15 protein-coding genes are annotated in these 15,774 nt (G+C 67.1%); 11 read left to right on the plus strand and 4 right to left on the minus strand.

Features of this window, described 5'->3' with window-relative positions:
* Window positions 1-110: 110 nt before the first annotated feature.
* From WC729_RS06095 to WC729_RS06110, 4 genes are all read left to right on the plus strand, one after another.
* A complete protein-coding gene (locus WC729_RS06095; protein ID WP_372850571.1) occupies window positions 111-563 on the plus strand; it encodes a nuclear transport factor 2 family protein in 453 nt (150 codons plus the stop codon).
* Between the two features lie 115 nt (window positions 564-678).
* Complete coding sequence (locus WC729_RS06100) at window positions 679-1,518, plus strand: chromate resistance protein ChrB domain-containing protein (protein WP_372850573.1); 840 nt, start codon at window positions 679-681, stop codon at window positions 1,516-1,518.
* Entirely contained in the window at window positions 1,515-2,906 is a 1,392-nt protein-coding gene (gene chrA, locus WC729_RS06105; protein ID WP_372850574.1) for a chromate efflux transporter, read from the plus strand. The genes WC729_RS06100 and chrA overlap by 4 nt, the downstream gene beginning before the upstream one ends.
* Window positions 2,903-4,252 (plus strand): alginate export family protein, encoded by a 1,350-nt coding sequence (locus WC729_RS06110; protein ID WP_372850575.1) that lies wholly within the window; start codon window positions 2,903-2,905, stop codon window positions 4,250-4,252. Before chrA ends, WC729_RS06110 begins: the two co-directional genes overlap by 4 nt.
* A gap of 44 nt (window positions 4,253-4,296) precedes the next feature.
* Here the strand turns inward: WC729_RS06110 and WC729_RS06115 are convergent, their stop codons facing one another.
* Window positions 4,297-4,602, minus strand: a complete 306-nt coding sequence (locus WC729_RS06115) for a UrcA family protein (protein ID WP_372850576.1) — start codon at window positions 4,600-4,602, stop codon at window positions 4,297-4,299.
* A 157-nt stretch (window positions 4,603-4,759) separates the two neighbouring features.
* Between WC729_RS06115 and WC729_RS06120 the strand changes: the two genes are divergently transcribed.
* From WC729_RS06120 to WC729_RS06135, 4 genes are read left to right on the plus strand one after another with little or no spacing between them, the layout of a single operon-like run.
* Window positions 4,760-6,331 carry a winged helix-turn-helix domain-containing protein gene (locus tag WC729_RS06120; protein WP_372850577.1) on the plus strand — a complete coding sequence of 524 codons (1,572 nt, stop codon included), beginning with the start codon at window positions 4,760-4,762 and terminating at the stop codon, window positions 6,329-6,331.
* A 49-nt stretch (window positions 6,332-6,380) separates the two neighbouring features.
* Complete coding sequence (locus WC729_RS06125) at window positions 6,381-6,773, plus strand: BlaI/MecI/CopY family transcriptional regulator (RefSeq protein WP_372850578.1); 393 nt, start codon at window positions 6,381-6,383, stop codon at window positions 6,771-6,773.
* Window positions 6,770-8,269, plus strand: coding sequence for a M56 family metallopeptidase (locus WC729_RS06130; protein ID WP_372850579.1), 1,500 nt, complete (start codon window positions 6,770-6,772; stop codon window positions 8,267-8,269). The genes WC729_RS06125 and WC729_RS06130 overlap by 4 nt, the downstream gene beginning before the upstream one ends.
* Before the next feature lie 44 nt (window positions 8,270-8,313).
* Window positions 8,314-9,402, plus strand: coding sequence for a S41 family peptidase (locus WC729_RS06135; RefSeq protein WP_372850580.1), 1,089 nt, complete (start codon window positions 8,314-8,316; stop codon window positions 9,400-9,402).
* A gap of 26 nt (window positions 9,403-9,428) precedes the next feature.
* On the opposite strand, the gene WC729_RS06140 is transcribed toward WC729_RS06135, so the two are convergent.
* From WC729_RS06140 to WC729_RS06150, 3 genes are all read right to left on the minus strand, one after another.
* The gene (locus WC729_RS06140) at window positions 9,429-10,622 is read right to left on the minus strand and encodes a FecR domain-containing protein (RefSeq protein ID WP_372850581.1); all 1,194 of its coding nucleotides are present in this window, start codon (window positions 10,620-10,622) and stop codon (window positions 9,429-9,431) included.
* Between the two features lie 4 nt (window positions 10,623-10,626).
* Window positions 10,627-10,980 (minus strand): tetratricopeptide repeat protein, encoded by a 354-nt coding sequence (locus tag WC729_RS06145; protein ID WP_372850583.1) that lies wholly within the window; start codon window positions 10,978-10,980, stop codon window positions 10,627-10,629.
* Between the two features lie 498 nt (window positions 10,981-11,478).
* Window positions 11,479-12,225 carry a multiprotein-bridging factor 1 family protein gene (locus WC729_RS06150; RefSeq protein ID WP_372850585.1) on the minus strand — a complete coding sequence of 249 codons (747 nt, stop codon included), beginning with the start codon at window positions 12,223-12,225 and terminating at the stop codon, window positions 11,479-11,481.
* Window positions 12,226-12,375: 150 nt separating this feature from the next.
* Between WC729_RS06150 and WC729_RS06155 the strand changes: the two genes are divergently transcribed.
* Genes WC729_RS06155 through WC729_RS06165 form a run of 3 tightly spaced genes read left to right on the plus strand, consistent with a single transcriptional unit; the run spans window position 12,376 to window position 15,769 of the window.
* Complete coding sequence (locus tag WC729_RS06155) at window positions 12,376-13,020, plus strand: hypothetical protein (RefSeq protein ID WP_372850587.1); 645 nt, start codon at window positions 12,376-12,378, stop codon at window positions 13,018-13,020.
* Window positions 13,020-14,000: a hypothetical protein gene (locus WC729_RS06160; protein ID WP_372850589.1), complete on the plus strand. Its 981-nt coding sequence runs from the start codon at window positions 13,020-13,022 to the stop codon at window positions 13,998-14,000. The genes WC729_RS06155 and WC729_RS06160 overlap by 1 nt, the downstream gene beginning before the upstream one ends.
* Complete coding sequence (locus tag WC729_RS06165) at window positions 13,997-15,769, plus strand: hypothetical protein (RefSeq protein WP_372850591.1); 1,773 nt, start codon at window positions 13,997-13,999, stop codon at window positions 15,767-15,769. Before WC729_RS06160 ends, WC729_RS06165 begins: the two co-directional genes overlap by 4 nt.
* The last annotated feature ends 5 nt before the right edge of the window (window positions 15,770-15,774 follow it).

A 15,774-nucleotide genomic window follows, 5' to 3' on the forward strand; every position in this document is an offset into this window, starting at 1 on the left:
CTCGGGGCGCTGATTTTTGCCCGCGAGCATCGGCAATGATGCTTGAATCCTATATCATATTGGACAACAGTCCCGCGGAACGAAAACAGGCGCAATCCGGGGAGATAGAGATGTCGAAGATCGTGAAACTGGCCGCAGCGCTCTCGCTGTTCGCAGCGGTGCCTGCCTATGCCGCCGATCGCACGCCCGAACAGGTCGTGAAGGATCACGTGGTCTCGATGAAGACCGCGGACGTCGACAAGGTGATGAACGATTATGCCGACGATACCGTCGTCATCACGCCGCCCGGCCTGGTTCCCGGTCAGACCCCTGCAAATGCCCCGGGCGTCTATTCGGGCAAAACGAACGCGCGGAAAGTGTTCGTCGTGCTGACCGGCAAGGGCAGCATCGACGGCATCCGCGCGATGGAGACGGTGGTCGAGCCGCTGGGTGGCGACGTCGCCCTGCTGCGCTGGATGCAGTTCCGCGGCACGCCGCAACAGGTGTCGGGCGTCGACGTGTTCGTAGTCCGCCATGACAAGATCGTGGTGCAGGATATCGTGCTGGATACCGCCAAGCCCTGATCGCCAAGGCTTGACAGAAACGCCGCTACGTTGCCTTTTAGGCTCATGGGGACCGCGATCTCCCCATGAGGCGACAGGCTGAAGTATCGCGTCCCTTATCGTTTGAGGACGCATCATGCCCGCGATCAATGCCATTGCCGCCGACAAGCTCATCAAGCTGATCGGCACCCCCGGTTGCCCGACGATCGTCGATATCCGCAGCGAAGCCGAATTCGCCGCCGAGCCGCGCCTGATTCCCGGCGCGGTGCGCCGTTCTTTCGCCAGTGCTGCCGACTGGGCCCTGGCTCATGCCGGACAGGCGGTCATCGTCGTCGCCGAGAGCGACACCGTTAGCCACGGCGTCGCCGCCCTGTTGCGCCAGGCCGGCGTCGATGCCGATGCCCTGGAGGATGGTGTTCCCGGCTGGGCGGCCGCCAGCTTTGCGATGGTCGACCAGGCGGCGGTGCCGCCGCGCGACGGCGCCGGCCGCACGCTCTGGGCCACCCGCGCGCGGCCCAAGGTCGACCGGATCGCCTGCCCCTGGCTGATCCGCCGCTTCGTCGATCCCGCCGCGCAATTCCTGTTCGTACCTGCGCCCGAGGTCGCCGGCGTAGCCGTGCGCATGGGCGCGACGCCGTTCGATGTGGAGGGTGACGGCGTACGCTGGACGCATCGTGGCGAGCTTTGCACCTTCGATGTGATGGTCGAAGGCTTTGGCCTGGGCGGGATCGAGGCGCTCGCCCACCTCGCCACGATCGTGCGCGGCGCGGACACGGCGCGCCCCGACCTCGTCCCCGAAGCGGCCGGGCTGCTGGCGATATCGCTCGGATTGTCGCGGATGTTTGCCGACGATCTGGCGCAGCTCGATGCGGGCATGCCGGTCTATGATGCGCTGTATCGCTGGTGCCGGGATGCGACCGGCGAGACGCATGACTGGACATCCCACAAGCCGGCGAAAACGCGGAGCCCGAAATGACCGCCGCCGCAACGGCGCCGGCGGCGGCGGAGCACGTCTCGATCGGCGAGGCCTTCCGGGTGTGGCTGCGCATCGCCGCCCTCTCCTTCGGCGGACCGGCCGGCCAGATCGCGATGATGCACCGCGTGCTGGTCGAGGAGAAACGCTGGATCGGCGAGCACCGGTTCCTGCATGCGCTCAACTATTGCATGGTCCTGCCCGGCCCCGAGGCGCAGCAGCTCGCCACCTATATCGGCTGGCTGATGCATCGCACGAAGGGCGGCATCATTGCCGGCGGGCTGTTCATCCTGCCCGGCGTGATATCGATCATGGCGCTGAGCTGGATCTACGCGATCTACGGCAAGCTGGGCATCGTCACGGCGCTGTTCTTCGGGCTGAAGGCAGCGGTGCTGGCGATCGTGCTGCAAGCGGTGGTGCGGATCGCGTCGCGAGCGCTGAAGAACCGCGTCATGCTCGCCATCGCGGGCGTCGCGTTCCTGCTGATCTTCTTCGCGCGTGTTCCCTTCCCGCTGATCATCCTGGCGGCGGGTGCAATCGGCTATGCCGGCGGTCGTGCGGGGCTTGGCGTGTTCCAGGTTGGCGGCGGGCACGGCGCGTCGAAGGGGGCGATCGTCGAGGACCGCGACACGCTGCTCGGCGAGGATCTGCCTGCCCATGCGCGCATGGGCAAGGGCGAGGCGCTTCGGATCGCCGCGATCTGGCTGGCGCTCTGGCTTACGCCTGTCGCAATCTTGCTGCTGTGGCTTGGGCCTGACGATGTCTTCAGCCAGATCGCGACCTTCTTCTCGGCGATGGCGATGGTCACTTTCGGCGGCGCCTATGCCGTCCTCGCCTATGTCGCGCAGGAAGCCGTGCAATCCTATCGCTGGCTTCAGCCGGGCGAGATGCTCGACGGACTGGGCATGGCGGAGACGACGCCGGGGCCGCTGATCATGGTGCTCCAGTTCGTCGGCTTCATGGGGGCCTATCGCGATCCGGGAATGCTGCCGCCACTGCTCGCCGGCACGCTGGGCGGGCTGCTCGCGACCTGGGTCACCTTCATCCCGTGCTTCCTGTGGATCTTCCTGGGGGCGCCATTCATCGAGCGGCTGCGCGGCAATGCGGCGATCGCCGGTGCGCTGTCCGCGATCACGGCAGCAGTGGTCGGGGTGATCCTGAACCTCGCCATCTGGTTCGCGGTCCACACATTGTTCCGCACAGTGCGGCCGTTCGAGACCGGCCCATTGCGGTTCGACCTGCCGATGCTGTCGAGCGTCGATCCATGGGCGTTGCTGCTGTCGGCTGCGGCAGTCGTCGCGGTGTTGCGCTTCAAGACCGGCACGATCCCGACGCTCACAGCGACCTCGGCGGCGGGCATCGCGCTCTATCTGGCCGGGGTGACCGCATGAGGGGCGCCGTGACGGTCGCCTGCCTCCTGTTCGCCGCCACGCCCGCCTTCGGCCAGGCCGGGCCCGGAAAGCCGGACGAAGGGTTCGATCTGAGCGGCAGCATCCGCCTGCGCTATGAAACGATCGACGGTCAGGCACGTACGGGGTTCAATAGCAGCGACGAGTTGATCAACCTGCGCACGATCCTGACCGCGCAATATCGCCACGGACCGGTGCGGATCGCGGCCGAGCTGTACGACAGCCGGGCCTATCTGGCCGATCGCGGCACGCCCGTCACCACCGGCGAGGTGAATGCGGCCGAGCTGGTGCAGGCCTATGTCGCGGTCGACGCCCCCAATGCCTTTGGTGCCGGTACCGCCCTTTCGCTGCAGGGCGGGCGCTTCCTGCTCAACATCGGCTCGCGCCGGCTGGTCGCAGCCGACGATTATCGCAACACGACCAATAGCTATACCGGCCTGCGCGCCGACATCGCCGCCCGCGGCGGGGTGCGCGGTACCTTCATCTATGTCCTGCCGCAGGTTCGGCTGCCGGACGACCTGACGTCCCTCCTCGACAACCGGTTGAAGGTCGATCGGGAGAGCTTCGACCAGATCCTGTGGGGCGGCACCATCTCCCGCGCGAAGACGATCGGCCCGGCGCTGGCGGAACTGTCCTTCTACCATCTCGGCGAGCGTGATGCGCCGGGGCGACCCAGCCGCGACCGATCGTTGAACACGGTGGGCGCCCGCATCGTACGGGACCCCAAAGCCGGCGCGTTCGACTATGAGGCGGAAGCGATCTACCAGCTCGGCCATATCCGAAGTGGCCTGGCGTCGGCGGCCGCCATGCTCGACGTGAGCGCCTCCTTCGTCCATGCCGAGATCGGTTACACCTTCGCCCAGGGATGGAAGCCGCACGTCTCGATCGAATTCGACCGGGCCAGCGGCGACGGGCCGGGACGGACCTATGGCCGGTTCGACACGCTGTTCGGCATGCGCCGCGCCGATCTCGCCCCGGCCGGCCTGTACAATGCAGTCGGCCGCGCCAACATCCTGACGCCGGGCATCCGCCTGGAGGCGGTACCGAACAAGGCGATCGACTGGTTCGTGACTTACCGGCCGATGTGGCTGGCCGATCGCACCGATAGTTTTTCCACCACCGGCGTGCGCGATGTGACGGGGCGATCCGGCAGTTTCGCCGGCCATCAGGTCGATGCGCGGGTGCGATACTGGTTGATCCAGGATCGGCTGCGCGCCGAGATTGATGGGGTGTGGCTGGCCAAGGGCCGATTCCTGCGCGACGCCCCGAACGCGCCAAAGTCCGGTGACACCAAATACCTGTCGACCAACCTGACCGTGAGCTTCTGATCGCGACCGCTCGACCTGACGCGAGTCCGTCGAGCGCCGTGACGTCAGCGCGACGCGACCTTTGCCGAGCCGCTACCGGTCGCACGGGCAACCAGGGCGTCCTTGATCGGCCGCACATGTGCGAAGGCGCCGGCACGGCATGCGGCGATATCCCACTGCTCCTCCGTCGAGGTCTGGAAATAGGAACCACAGGCAGCCTCGACAGCGCGCGCGATCCGGCGATCTAACTCGACGCGACCGGCGGAGCTCGCCAGGTCGAGATCCGCATGGCGCACCACGAGCGGATCGGCGGCGGCCGGCGTCGCGGCACACATCGCGATCGCGGCGGCGGCGATCGTCAAGGTCTTCATCATCCTTATCCTCCACAAGAGCCGGGCCGAACCGTCGCGCCGGACAAGGCAGACATTGCCCCGCGCCGCGCTCGCCCGAGAGGATGAGGACCTGATGATTGGCCGATGAAATGCCGATCAAGAGCCGATATGGCAGTTTACAGGCTCGACGCGGCCGATGCGTGATGGAAAGGGCGATGGGGTGACCGACCGGATCGATCTTGCGCACGCGGCATCGTTTCGGATCGGTGCGATGGAGGTCCGGCCCGATCTCCGCCAGGTGACCGCCGAAGACGGCACGCACGAGGTGGTCGAACCGCGCGTGATGCAGGTGCTGGTGGCGCTCGCCCTCGCGGACGGCGCGGTGGTCAGCCGCGACGACCTGATCCGATGCTGCTGGGAGGGCCGGATCGTCGGCGAGGATGCGATCAACCGCGTGATCTCCCGGTTGCGCAGGCTGGCGGACGGGATCGGGCGCGGGACCTTTGCGGTCGAGACGGTTACCAAGGTTGGCTATCGCCTGACGGTGGATGTCCCGACGTCCCCGCGACTGCCCCCTGACGCTAAGGCGGAAATGATCCCCCCGAGCCGTCGCAATATCGTCATCGGCGTCGCCGCCACCGCCGCCGCGGCAGCGAGCGGGGCGCTGCTGTTGCCGCGCCTGACTGGCCGCAAGCGACTGCCCGCCAAGGTCGGTCTGCTCTATGAACAGGCAGTGATGGCGCTGGGCCAGGGGACGATGGAGGGCAATAGCCAGGCGATCGGCCTGTTGCGCCGCGTGACCGAGGGCGCGCCCGATTATGCCGATGGCTGGGGCATGCTCGGGCTTGCCTATGCCGGCGCTTCGATTGCCCGCGCACCGCAGTTCGAGGCCGATCTACGGGCACGGGCAGTCGCCGCCGCCAGGCGCGCCTTCGCGGTCGAACCGACCAATGTCTATGCGGGGGCGGCACTCGGGCTGCTCAGCCCGGCGATGGGTCATTGGGGGAAAATCGAGAAGCAGCTCCACGCTGGGCTCGCCGCACGGCCCGACCAGCCGATGCTGCTCAGCGCACTTGCCGGCCTGTTCAGCGATGTCGGCCGCTGCCGCGAATCCGCGGTGTTGGTCGACAAGCTCTGGCCGCTCAGCGTGCCGACACCCGGCACCGCCTATGCCCGTGTCGTGGCATATTGGGCAGCGAACCGGCTCGATGAAGCCGATCGCGCGATGGACGAGGCGTTCGACCTGTTCCCGACCCATTTCGCGGTGTGGTTCACCCGCTTCTACCTGCTGCTTTATACGGGACGGGCGGGCGAGGCGATCGGCTTCGGCGCCAATGTCGAAGGGCGGCCGATCGGCATTCCCGACTGGGATTTCGCGATGCTGCTGCAGGTCGCGCGCGCGATGCGATCACGGGCGACGGTCGACATCGATGCGGCGATCGCCCTCGCGCTGGAAGCCGCGCACCGGGGCGTCGGCTATGCCGAGAATTCGATGCAGTTCGCTGCCGCGCTCGGCCGGCCGGACACCGCCTTCGCGATTGCCGACGCCTATTTCTTCAACCGAGGTTTCAATGTCGGCATGCTGCGCTACTCGCCCGAGCAGCGCATCTACAGCCGCACCGGGCGCCGGCATTCGCGGACGATCTTCCTCCCCTCGACTGCAGCGATGCGGGAGGACCCGCGCTTTGACCGCCTCGCCGAAGAGCTGGGGTTGACGCGATATTGGCGTGAATCGGGCAGTAAACCCGACTATCAGGCACGCGGTTGACATCTACTAATGTGTTAGTACTATAAGCGTCGTACCCGAGGAGCGACGCGTGAATCCACATCCTACCGAAGGCGAGCTGGCGATATTGCGGGTGTTGTGGGCGCATCGCGGCCCCAGCACCGTGCGTGAGGTTCACGAGGCGCTCTCCCGCACCAAGGACACCGCTTATACGACGGTGCTGAAAATGATGACGATCATGTCCGAAAAGGGCCTGGTCAGCCGCGACGAACGCGAGCGGACGCACCTTTATGCCGCGGCCCATCCCGAGCCGGCGGTGCAATCGGCGCTGCTCAAGGACCTGATGGCGCGGGCCTTTTCCGGATCGGCCGTGCAGCTGGTGCAGAGCGCGCTCGCCACCGACGCCGCCAGCCATGAGGATCTCGACGCGATCGAAGCAATGATCGCCGAGGCGAAATCGCGCCGCGAGCGGCCGGCATCATGAGCCAGGCGATCGAGGCAGCCCTCGCTTCCGCCTTGCTGCAGTCGCTGTGGCAGGGCGCGGCACTCGGCCTGATTGCCGCTGCACTGTTCGCGCTGCTCGCCCGCCGCAGCGCCGCACTGCGCCATGCGCTCGGCATGGTCGTGCTGGTGGCGATGGCAGTAGCACCATTGCTGACCTTCGTGACGATGATCGGTGCGCCAAGCGATAGGGTTGCCGGGGACCTGGCAATCAGGCCGGCCGGTGTGCCGCTCCCGCCACTCGCCATTCTGTCGGGAACGACCGCGGTGGGCGTGCCGCTCTGGCTGGGGTGGCTGTGGATCGCCGGCGTCGCGCTGATGGCGGCAAGACTGGCGGGCGGCTGGGCGATGCTTCGCCGGCTCGACACCAGGGCGTTCGAATCGTTGCCGCCAGCCTGGCAGGCGCGTGCCGACTCGCTGCGCCGGACTCTCGGCATTCGCCGGCAGGTCGCGATCCGGCTGCTGCACGACAGCGTCCTGCCCTGCACTGCGCGCGCGCTGCGGCCGGTGATCTGGCTGCCGGTATCGATCCTGACCCGATTGTCGCCCGAACAGATCGAGGCGCTGATCGCGCACGAGCTGGCGCATATCCGCCGGCTCGACTGGATCTGGAACGGCCTGCAATGCGCGGTCGAGACCTTGCTCTTCTATCATCCTGCCGTCTGGTGGCTCAGCCGCCGCATCCGGGCCGAGCGCGAGAATGCGTGTGATGATCTTGCCGTCGCGGCGTGCGGCGATCCGATCGTGCTCGCCGAGGCGCTGAGCAGGCTCGAGCGGTTGCGCATGCCCGGTTTCCGCTTCGCTTTGCCTGCCAATGGAGGTCTTCTCATGAATCGCATCAAACGCCTGTTGTCACCGGAGGCGCCGCCCACGCTGCGCTGGGGCGTGCCCCTTGGCCTGATCGCGCTGGTCGGCACCGGCGTGGTGCTCGCCGGCCAGGCAGGGCCCGCCGGCGCCCGCGCCAGGGACGGCATGTCCTTCTGGGGCCGGCTGGTCGGCAACACCATGGAGATCCACGATACCGTCGATGGCCGGCAGCGCCTGTACAAGCGCTCCACCGATATCCATGGGCGCACCTACGAAAGCTATGAGGTCGATGGCCGCCCGGCGCCGATCGATGCAGGCGTGCGCCGCTGGGTCCACGACGCGCAGATCGTCCCCCCGCCGCCGTTGCCGCCCGAACCCCCGCTGCCCCCGCCCCCGTTCATCGAGACCGCCGCCTATCAGGCCGCAGCCACCGCAGTCAGCAGCGATCCGCGCCTGATCAAGGCGATCGGCCAGCCGGTCAGCGTGCTCGGCACGAAAGGCCCAAGCTATCTCGACGACAACCGCGCCGACATGACGATCGCCCTGTGGGGCCCGAAGGGCGAGGCGCGCCTGCATGCCGTCGGCACCCGCAAGGGCGATGCCTGGGAATTCCAGCAGCTCGAAGTGCGTCCGGAAACCGGCGTCGGTTTCGACCTTGCCACGCCGCGCTGAGCCCCCCTTTTTTGCTCAAAACTACTAATCGATTAGGAGATACAATGCGCCTGTCCCTTACTCTTTTGTCCGTGTTGAGCGTCACCGCGGGAGCTGCCGCGCCGGCCCAGACACCGCCTGACGCGCCGGTCACGGCCGCCACCCGGGCCGCCGTGGTCGAGACGCTGGGCCGCGAGCTCAAGCGCCAATATGTCTTTCCCGACACCGCGGCCAAGGTCGCCGCCGCCTTGTCGGCGAAGCTGCGGCACGGCGACTATGAGGCTGCCGCGAGCAACGCAGCCTTTGGCGAGGCGTTGAGCAACGACCTGCGCGAGATCGGCAAGGACGGGCATTTCCGGGTGCGTTTCGAGCCGGAATTCAGGCCGGGCCCGGCCGAGGACAAGCCGATGACCGCCGAGGAGATCGCGCGGAGCCGGCAGGAGGTGGCGCAGCGCGCCTTCGGGATCAACCGCGTGCAGCGCCTGCCGGGCAATGTCGGCTATCTCGATATCCGCGGCTTCGGCCCGACGGCGTTCGTGGCGGAAGCGTATACTGCGGCGATCACCCTGTTGTCGGGCACCGATGCGCTGATCATCGACCTGCGCCAGAATGGCGGCGGCGAGCCCGAAAGCGTCGCGTGGCTGCTCAGCCATTTCTTCGCAGAAGGGGATGCCCGACACCTGAACGATATCTACAATCGCCCCGACGACAAGACCCGTGCCTATTGGACCAGCCCGGTGGCGAGCGTGCGTTATACCCGGCCGATCTATGTGCTGACGTCCCACGACACGTTCTCGGGCGGGGAGGAATGCGCCTATGACCTGCAGACGCAGAAGCGCGGCGTGTTGGTCGGCGAGACGACCGGCGGCGGCGCCAATCCGGGCGATTATGTGCCGCTGGGCCAAGGGTTCGTCGCCTTCATTCCGACTGGCCGCGCGATCAATCCCGTGACAGGGACCAATTGGGAGCATGTCGGCGTGAAGCCCGACGTTGCGGTACCGGCCGCAAGCGCGATGAAGACGGCCTATACCACGATCCTCAAGGACCTGGCCGCCAAGGCGACCGATCCGCGCGACCGCCAGGGGCTGGCCGCGACTCTGGCGAGCGTCGAGAAGGACGAGATCCAGCTTCCGGTCTATACGCCCCGCCGCTGAGGCGGCTCGCCCGGCGGCCCGTCACATCATGGCGGGCCGTTCGGGTTGTTCGGATTCTGCCCGGGCGGATAATTGGGTGACGGCGTCGGAGTGGGACTGGGTACCGGTGTGGGAGTCGGGCTGGGCGTCGGCGTATAGGTCGGCGTTGGCGTGGGCGTCGGAGTCGGCGCCTGGATGCTGTTCGGGCCGGCTCCTGGCGTCGGTGTCGGGCTTTGCTGTACGGTCATCGGCCCCGACTGAGTCTGCGGTTGCGGCCTGCGGGTCCGCTCGAAACCCCCTTGCGGCAAGGACGGGATATAGCTGCCCGGCCCCTGCGGCCCGGGAGTCGAGCCGCCTGGATAGTCACCCGGATACCCGCCGGGATAACCGGCGGGCCCGCGCCCTGGCACGAAGGGCGGGAGCGGGCGCGAGCGGTCCTCGACCGGATAATAGGGCTGGCCGGCCATTTCCGGCGCGAGGCCGAAGCGCGGCGCCAGCGAGGGGAAGATCAGCGCCTGGACCTCGCGGAGTCCCTCGGGCGAGATGATGAAAGGGCCGATCGGCGCAGCGCCGGGACGCGGCACATAGACGGCACGCATCGGCCGGTCGACCGTCACTGTTCGTCCGCCCGACATGACGTCGATGATGCCCGGCTGCACCCTGCCCTGTGCACCACGCCCGGGCCCGCGCAGGATGATCAGCGAGGCGGTGGCGGGATCGCTGCGGACGTTAGGGCCGACGCCCCGCTCCCCGGCGGCGATGCGCACCGCATCCTCACCGACCACGCCGTCGACGATCGTACCGCGGATGCCGATCGTGGCGACCGGCGTACGAATCGAGGAACTCGCCTTCGCATCGGGCCGGCCCGACATGAAGCGGAAGGCGCCCTTGACCACCGAGGCGCCGACCGACCGGGCACCGCGCGCGGGATCGTAGACGAAGCGATCGATCGTCAGCCGCGCGTTCGCGCCGACGGTGAAGGTGGATTTGTCGAGCAGCAGCACCTGGAGCTGGCTCTTGCCGCCGGTCTGCACCTCGTCGGCGAGCGCCACGCGCTGCCGCACCACCGCAGTCCGCGCGACCGCCGTGCCGGCGGGACGGATCCTGACATTGTTGAGGACGGCCGCATTGATGCCGATCACCTCCGGCGCGCCCGCGGCGAACGAACCGCCGGCAAGGGTGAGCGCCGTGGCGGCGAGGAGCGTGCGCGCGGTCGCGCTGCGGGGCACGAAGCGATTCATGGCATCAACCTCCCGTTTCGGGTCGCGGCATCGGGCCGCAGGCCGCTATCATCTCGGCCCAGGCCGGACCCGGCACCGGCCGGTCGAGCGCGGCCAGCTCGGCGCGGGCGCCGTCGCGATCATCGAGGCGGCAGAGCAGGGTCGCGTGAAGCAGCAAGGCGGCGTCCGCATCGCCATGGGCCATCAGCACGCGTTCGAGCGTGGCGACCGCGGCCATGAGATCCCCCTCACCGATCTGCCGGCGCGCGAGCGCGATGCCCGGCCCGGTCTGGACCGAGTCCCGCGACAACATGTCGAGCTCGGCGGTGGGATCGGTCTGGGCGGCGATGGGCGCAGCGGTGCCAAGAGCACACGCCATTGCGATGCAGATCGGTAGAATGCAGTTCCGGACAGCCATGGTCTCGCCCCGCAATCGCCGCCCGCGATCGGGGCAGCGCGTGGATCCTATCATTCTTTGCCCATGGCGCGAAGCGGCACGGGCTGACGGATGCGACCATGTTATGCTGACTATACGTCCCCAACGGCGATACGGATGCAAGCCCCTTTCGACGCCGTCGATTGACCGGCCCGGCAAGCTGTGGCAGGCGCCGCGCACCATGAACGTCCAGAGCCACACCAGCTATCGATATTACCGCGTCGACTGACGGGGCGTGATCATGCGTCCCGGGAAGCGGGACGATCTGGATTGGCGAAGCATCGGCTTCAACTCCCTTCGGAAAACCGTGACCCGGCCGCGATCTCGCGCTGCCCGTCCAGTATGTTTTCCGGGAGGGTAAAGCCGGTAGTTCCGGCAGCGGGTCTGTAAAACCCGTCCTTCGGGGAGTGGAGCGTAACCACACCCTCCCACCATCATCGACTATCGATAGAAGCGCACGAAATCGCCCTGTGTCGCGACGTCCAGCCGCTCGCGATAGTCGCGATGCTCCGCCGCGCCCGGCGCAATACGTCCGATGACGGGATCGGCCTCGCCACTGAGCTTGGCCAGCGCGATCGGGCAGGCGACCGGCACGAGCTGCGAGCCGGTGCCGACCTGGAGCGTGGTCAGCACGCCGTACAGCGCGCCCTCGATCGTCGGGCGGCCGAGGATCGCCATGCGGTGCTGCCCGGCGACGTTGGTGACGAGATAGATATGGCCCGACAGGTTCGGCATCGAGACATGCCCGGCCTGTTCGAACCGCGCGTCCATGCGCTGCGATTCCGCAAAGCCGAGATGCCCTGCCTCGTCGATCCAGCGGATCGTGGTGACATAAGCGAAGATGTCGCCAGGGCTGCCGAAGCTGGGCCTGAGCGTCAGATAGCGGCCTTCAATCCAGCGCACTGCGGCACGGGCATAGGCGCCCATGGTTTCGGGCGCGAGATCATGGGACGGGGCGGGTGGCAGCGGCGCGACGGGGCGGAGCGTGACGCCCAGCGCTTCCTCCAGCCGGATCGTCGTCGCGAGCGTGAAGGGGCGGCCGCCGGACAATGCCTTTTCCAGGGTCGACAAGCTGATTTTCGCCATATCCGCAAGCGCCTGGCGCGAGATGCGGCGACGCGCGATCTGCTCGCGCACACGCCGGCCTACCTCGCGCGTCTCGCCTTCCAGAAGATCACGGTCCTGCATTCTCTCCCCTTTTTCGATGCGCGATTATCCGCACGTTTCCGGGCGTTTCGTCAACTGCCCTGTGCCATGCCAACGCACCAAAACGCAGGGATTTTTCCCGAGTCGGGGCGGTTGATTCAAACTCCGATCCGGCTGGCCTAATCCCGCTGCATGGCCATCAGCATCACCGTCTGCAACCTCGCCCTTGGCGAGCTTCGCGCACCGCCCATCGCCGATATCGACGAACCCACCACCGAGGCGGCCGAGTGCCGGCGCTATTACGCGCATTGCCTCAAGCTGCTGCTCGAACGCTTCGACTGGAGCTTCGCCACCAGGGTCGCGACGCTTGCCGAACTCAGCGTCAATCCGCGGGCGAGCGAATGGGCGCACGCCTACGCCCTGCCAGCGAATATGGCGACGGCACAGCGCCTCGTGCCACCCGTTGGCGGCTGGCCGGGCGGGGCGGCGAGCCTGCCCGCCGTGCCGGTGCTGGCCCAGGCCTTCATCATCGAGGATGGCGTGCTGTTCAGCCAGATGCGCGGCGCGATCCTCGAATATACCACCCGGGACGTGGCCGAGGCTGAGATGCCCGGCCTGTTCAGCGATGCGCTTGCCTATGCGCTCGCCGCCCGGCTTGCCGTGCCGTTGCGCGACAGTCGGGAGACCAAGGGGCAATTGCTGCAGCAGGCCGAGGTGGCCGCGCAACGCGCCATTGCCGACGACATCAACCGCCAGCCCCATCGCGATGCGCGAACGCCCGACGAAGTGGCGGCCGTGCGCGGCGCCGGGAACGGCGGTGGTATTGGAGCGAACTGATGCCGCTGCGCACCGGACAGCCGAATTTCTCCAAGGGCGAGCTTGCCGAGGACCTGATCTCCCGCGTCGATGTCGCTGCCTATGCGACGGGTCTCAGGCGCGCGCGCAATGTCATGATCCTCAAATATGGCGGCGTGACCAAGCGGCCGGGCACCCGGTTGGTGGCCGAGGTCTTTGACGATTCCGCACCCGTCCGGTTGATGCCGTTCCAGTTCTCGCTCACCCAGACCTACGCGCTCGAAATGGGCCAGGGCTATATGCGTCCGGCTGCGCTCGGCGGCATGGTGCTGGAGGAGAAGCTGACGATTGCGGGCATCACGCTCGGCACCGCAACGACGATCCAGGCCGCCTATCACGAATATGCTGTTGGCGATCAGGTCTATTTCCAGGGCGTCGAGGGAACGACTGAACTCAATGGCATGATCGGTCGCGTGACCGCCGTCGGGGATAGCGCGCACTTCACGGTCGATATCAATTCGACGGGCTTCACCGCCTTCAGCGGGGATACCGGCGGAATCACGCGGGTTGCGGCGCCTCCTCCGCCACCGCCGCCTCCCCCTGTCCCGCCGCCGCCGCCGCCGCCGCCGCCACCCGATACCGGTGGCGGCGGCTATGGCGGCGGGGGCGGCGGCTGCGTGGTGGACGATACGCCCGTCCTCATGGCCGGCGGGATCGAACGCGAGGCTCGCTTGCTCAAGCCCGGCATCCTGATCCACACCCAGCACCGCGACACGATGGAATGGGGCGACTATCCGGTCGCCGCCATCACGCTGATCTGGCGCCGTGTCTTCAAGGCGGACGGTTATCCGCGCGCGACAGGCGACCACCGTTTCTGGATCAACGGCGCGTGGATTCGCATGGACGCGATCGGCGAACCGGATGGTGAAGCTTGGGTGGCGCGCATCACGGTGGATGACGCCAGCACTTACGTTTCTGCCGGCGTGCTTTCGCACAACAAGGTAGCGGAGCCGGACCTATGAGCGTCGCCCGCCTCTACCGCGTCGGTTCGCCCTTCAACGGTGCCGAACTCCAGGAGGTCGACTTCGAACAGTCGGCAGACACGATGTATTTCGCGCACCTGAATCACGCGCCGACCAAGCTGGTGCGGGCCGATCATGTCGACTGGACCTTTTCATCGATCGATTTCACGCCGACGCTGGCGGCACCGACCGGGCTCGGGGTCACACCCATTGTCGGCAACTCGGTGACCAGCGGCGACTCCTATTTTCCGCAGAGCGCGAACTACGTCGTCACTGCGGTCGACGACGTATCCGGCCAGGAGAGCCGGGCATCGGCAACCCAGACGGCCACCAACGACCTGACGCTGAAGAAGAACTACAACTTCCTCGGCTGGTCGGCCGTGGCCGGCGCCAGCCGGTACCGCGTCTACAAGGCCGACAACACGCAGGAATATGGCTATATCGGCGTTACGACCTCCGCGAGCTTCACGGACGACAATATCGGCCCGGATTATTCGGACGGCCCGCCGGTCGGGAACAACCCTTTCCCCGGCAGCGATGACTACCCTTCGACCGTGACCTTCTTCGAGCAGCGGCTGCTTTGGGGGCGGACCAACAACCGCCCGAATGCGATATGGGGCTCCCGCTCGGGCAGCTTCGAGAATATGGATATCTCGCGTCCCCTGAAGGCAAGCGACGCGCTGTCCTTCGCGCTGGTCTCCGGCCGGGTGAATGCCGTCAACCAGCTGGTCTCCACGACCAGCCTTCTGGCGCTCACGTCCGATTCCATCTTCAAGATCGAGGGCGGGCAGACGGGCTATCTGACCGCGACGGATTTCGTCACGCGCCGCCAGAACGGGCGCGGCTCGTCGCGGCTCTCGCCGCTGGTGATCGACAGCGTTGTTTTCTACCAGACCAGCGTCGGGAACAGCGTGCGGACGCTCGGTTATGAATTCTCGACCGACAGCATCAATTCGAACGACGTCACGATCTTCTCCCCGCACCTGTTCCGGGGCTTTGACATCAAGGCCTGGGCCTATGCGCAGGAGCCGCGATCGGTGATCTGGGCGGTCCGCAACGACGGCAAGCTGCTGTGCTTCACCTGGGAGCAGGAGCAGCAGGTCTGGGGCTGGACGCTGTGCGAGACAGCCGGGATCGTCGAGAGCGTGTGCGTGGTGTCGGAAGGGGCGGAGGACCGGCTTTACCTGACGGTTCGCCGCGGCGAGAAGCTGTTGATCGAGCGCATGGCCGCCACCCGATGGGACGCCGTCGAGAATAGTTGCTTCCTCGACAGCGCAGTGACCTATCAGTTCGAGGAGCCGCAGACGGTGCTGCGCAATCTCGGTCATCTCGAGGGCATGACCGTGTCGGCGCTCGCGGATGGAGGGGTCATCACTGGCCTTGTTGTGACTGATGGCACGGTCGAGCTGCAAACCGCCGCCATGACGGTGACGATCGGCCTGCCCTACACGGCCCTGATCGAGACGCTACCGCTGGCGTATCAGGGCCAGGCCGGCTGGACGATCGCCAAGCCGCAGACCCAGGCCAAGGCCGTCATCCGGCTGATCGACAGCCGCGGGGTGAAAGCGGGGCCGACCGAGGCAAAGCTCGAGCAGCTGCGATCGCGCATCAACGAGTTGCCTGGCCAGCCGCCCGCGCTGATGACCGGCCTGTACGAGACCTATCTGCGCGCCGACATCAATGGCGGCGCGCGCATGGTGGTGCGATCCGACGACCCACTGCCGATGACCGTGAGTGCGATCTATCTCGACCCCTCCGTCTCCGAATAAGCGGA

Origin of the sequence: Sphingomonas sp., from assembly GCF_041661825.1 — a bacterium.
In the GTDB taxonomy this organism is placed as follows: domain Bacteria; phylum Pseudomonadota; class Alphaproteobacteria; order Sphingomonadales; family Sphingomonadaceae; genus Sphingomonas.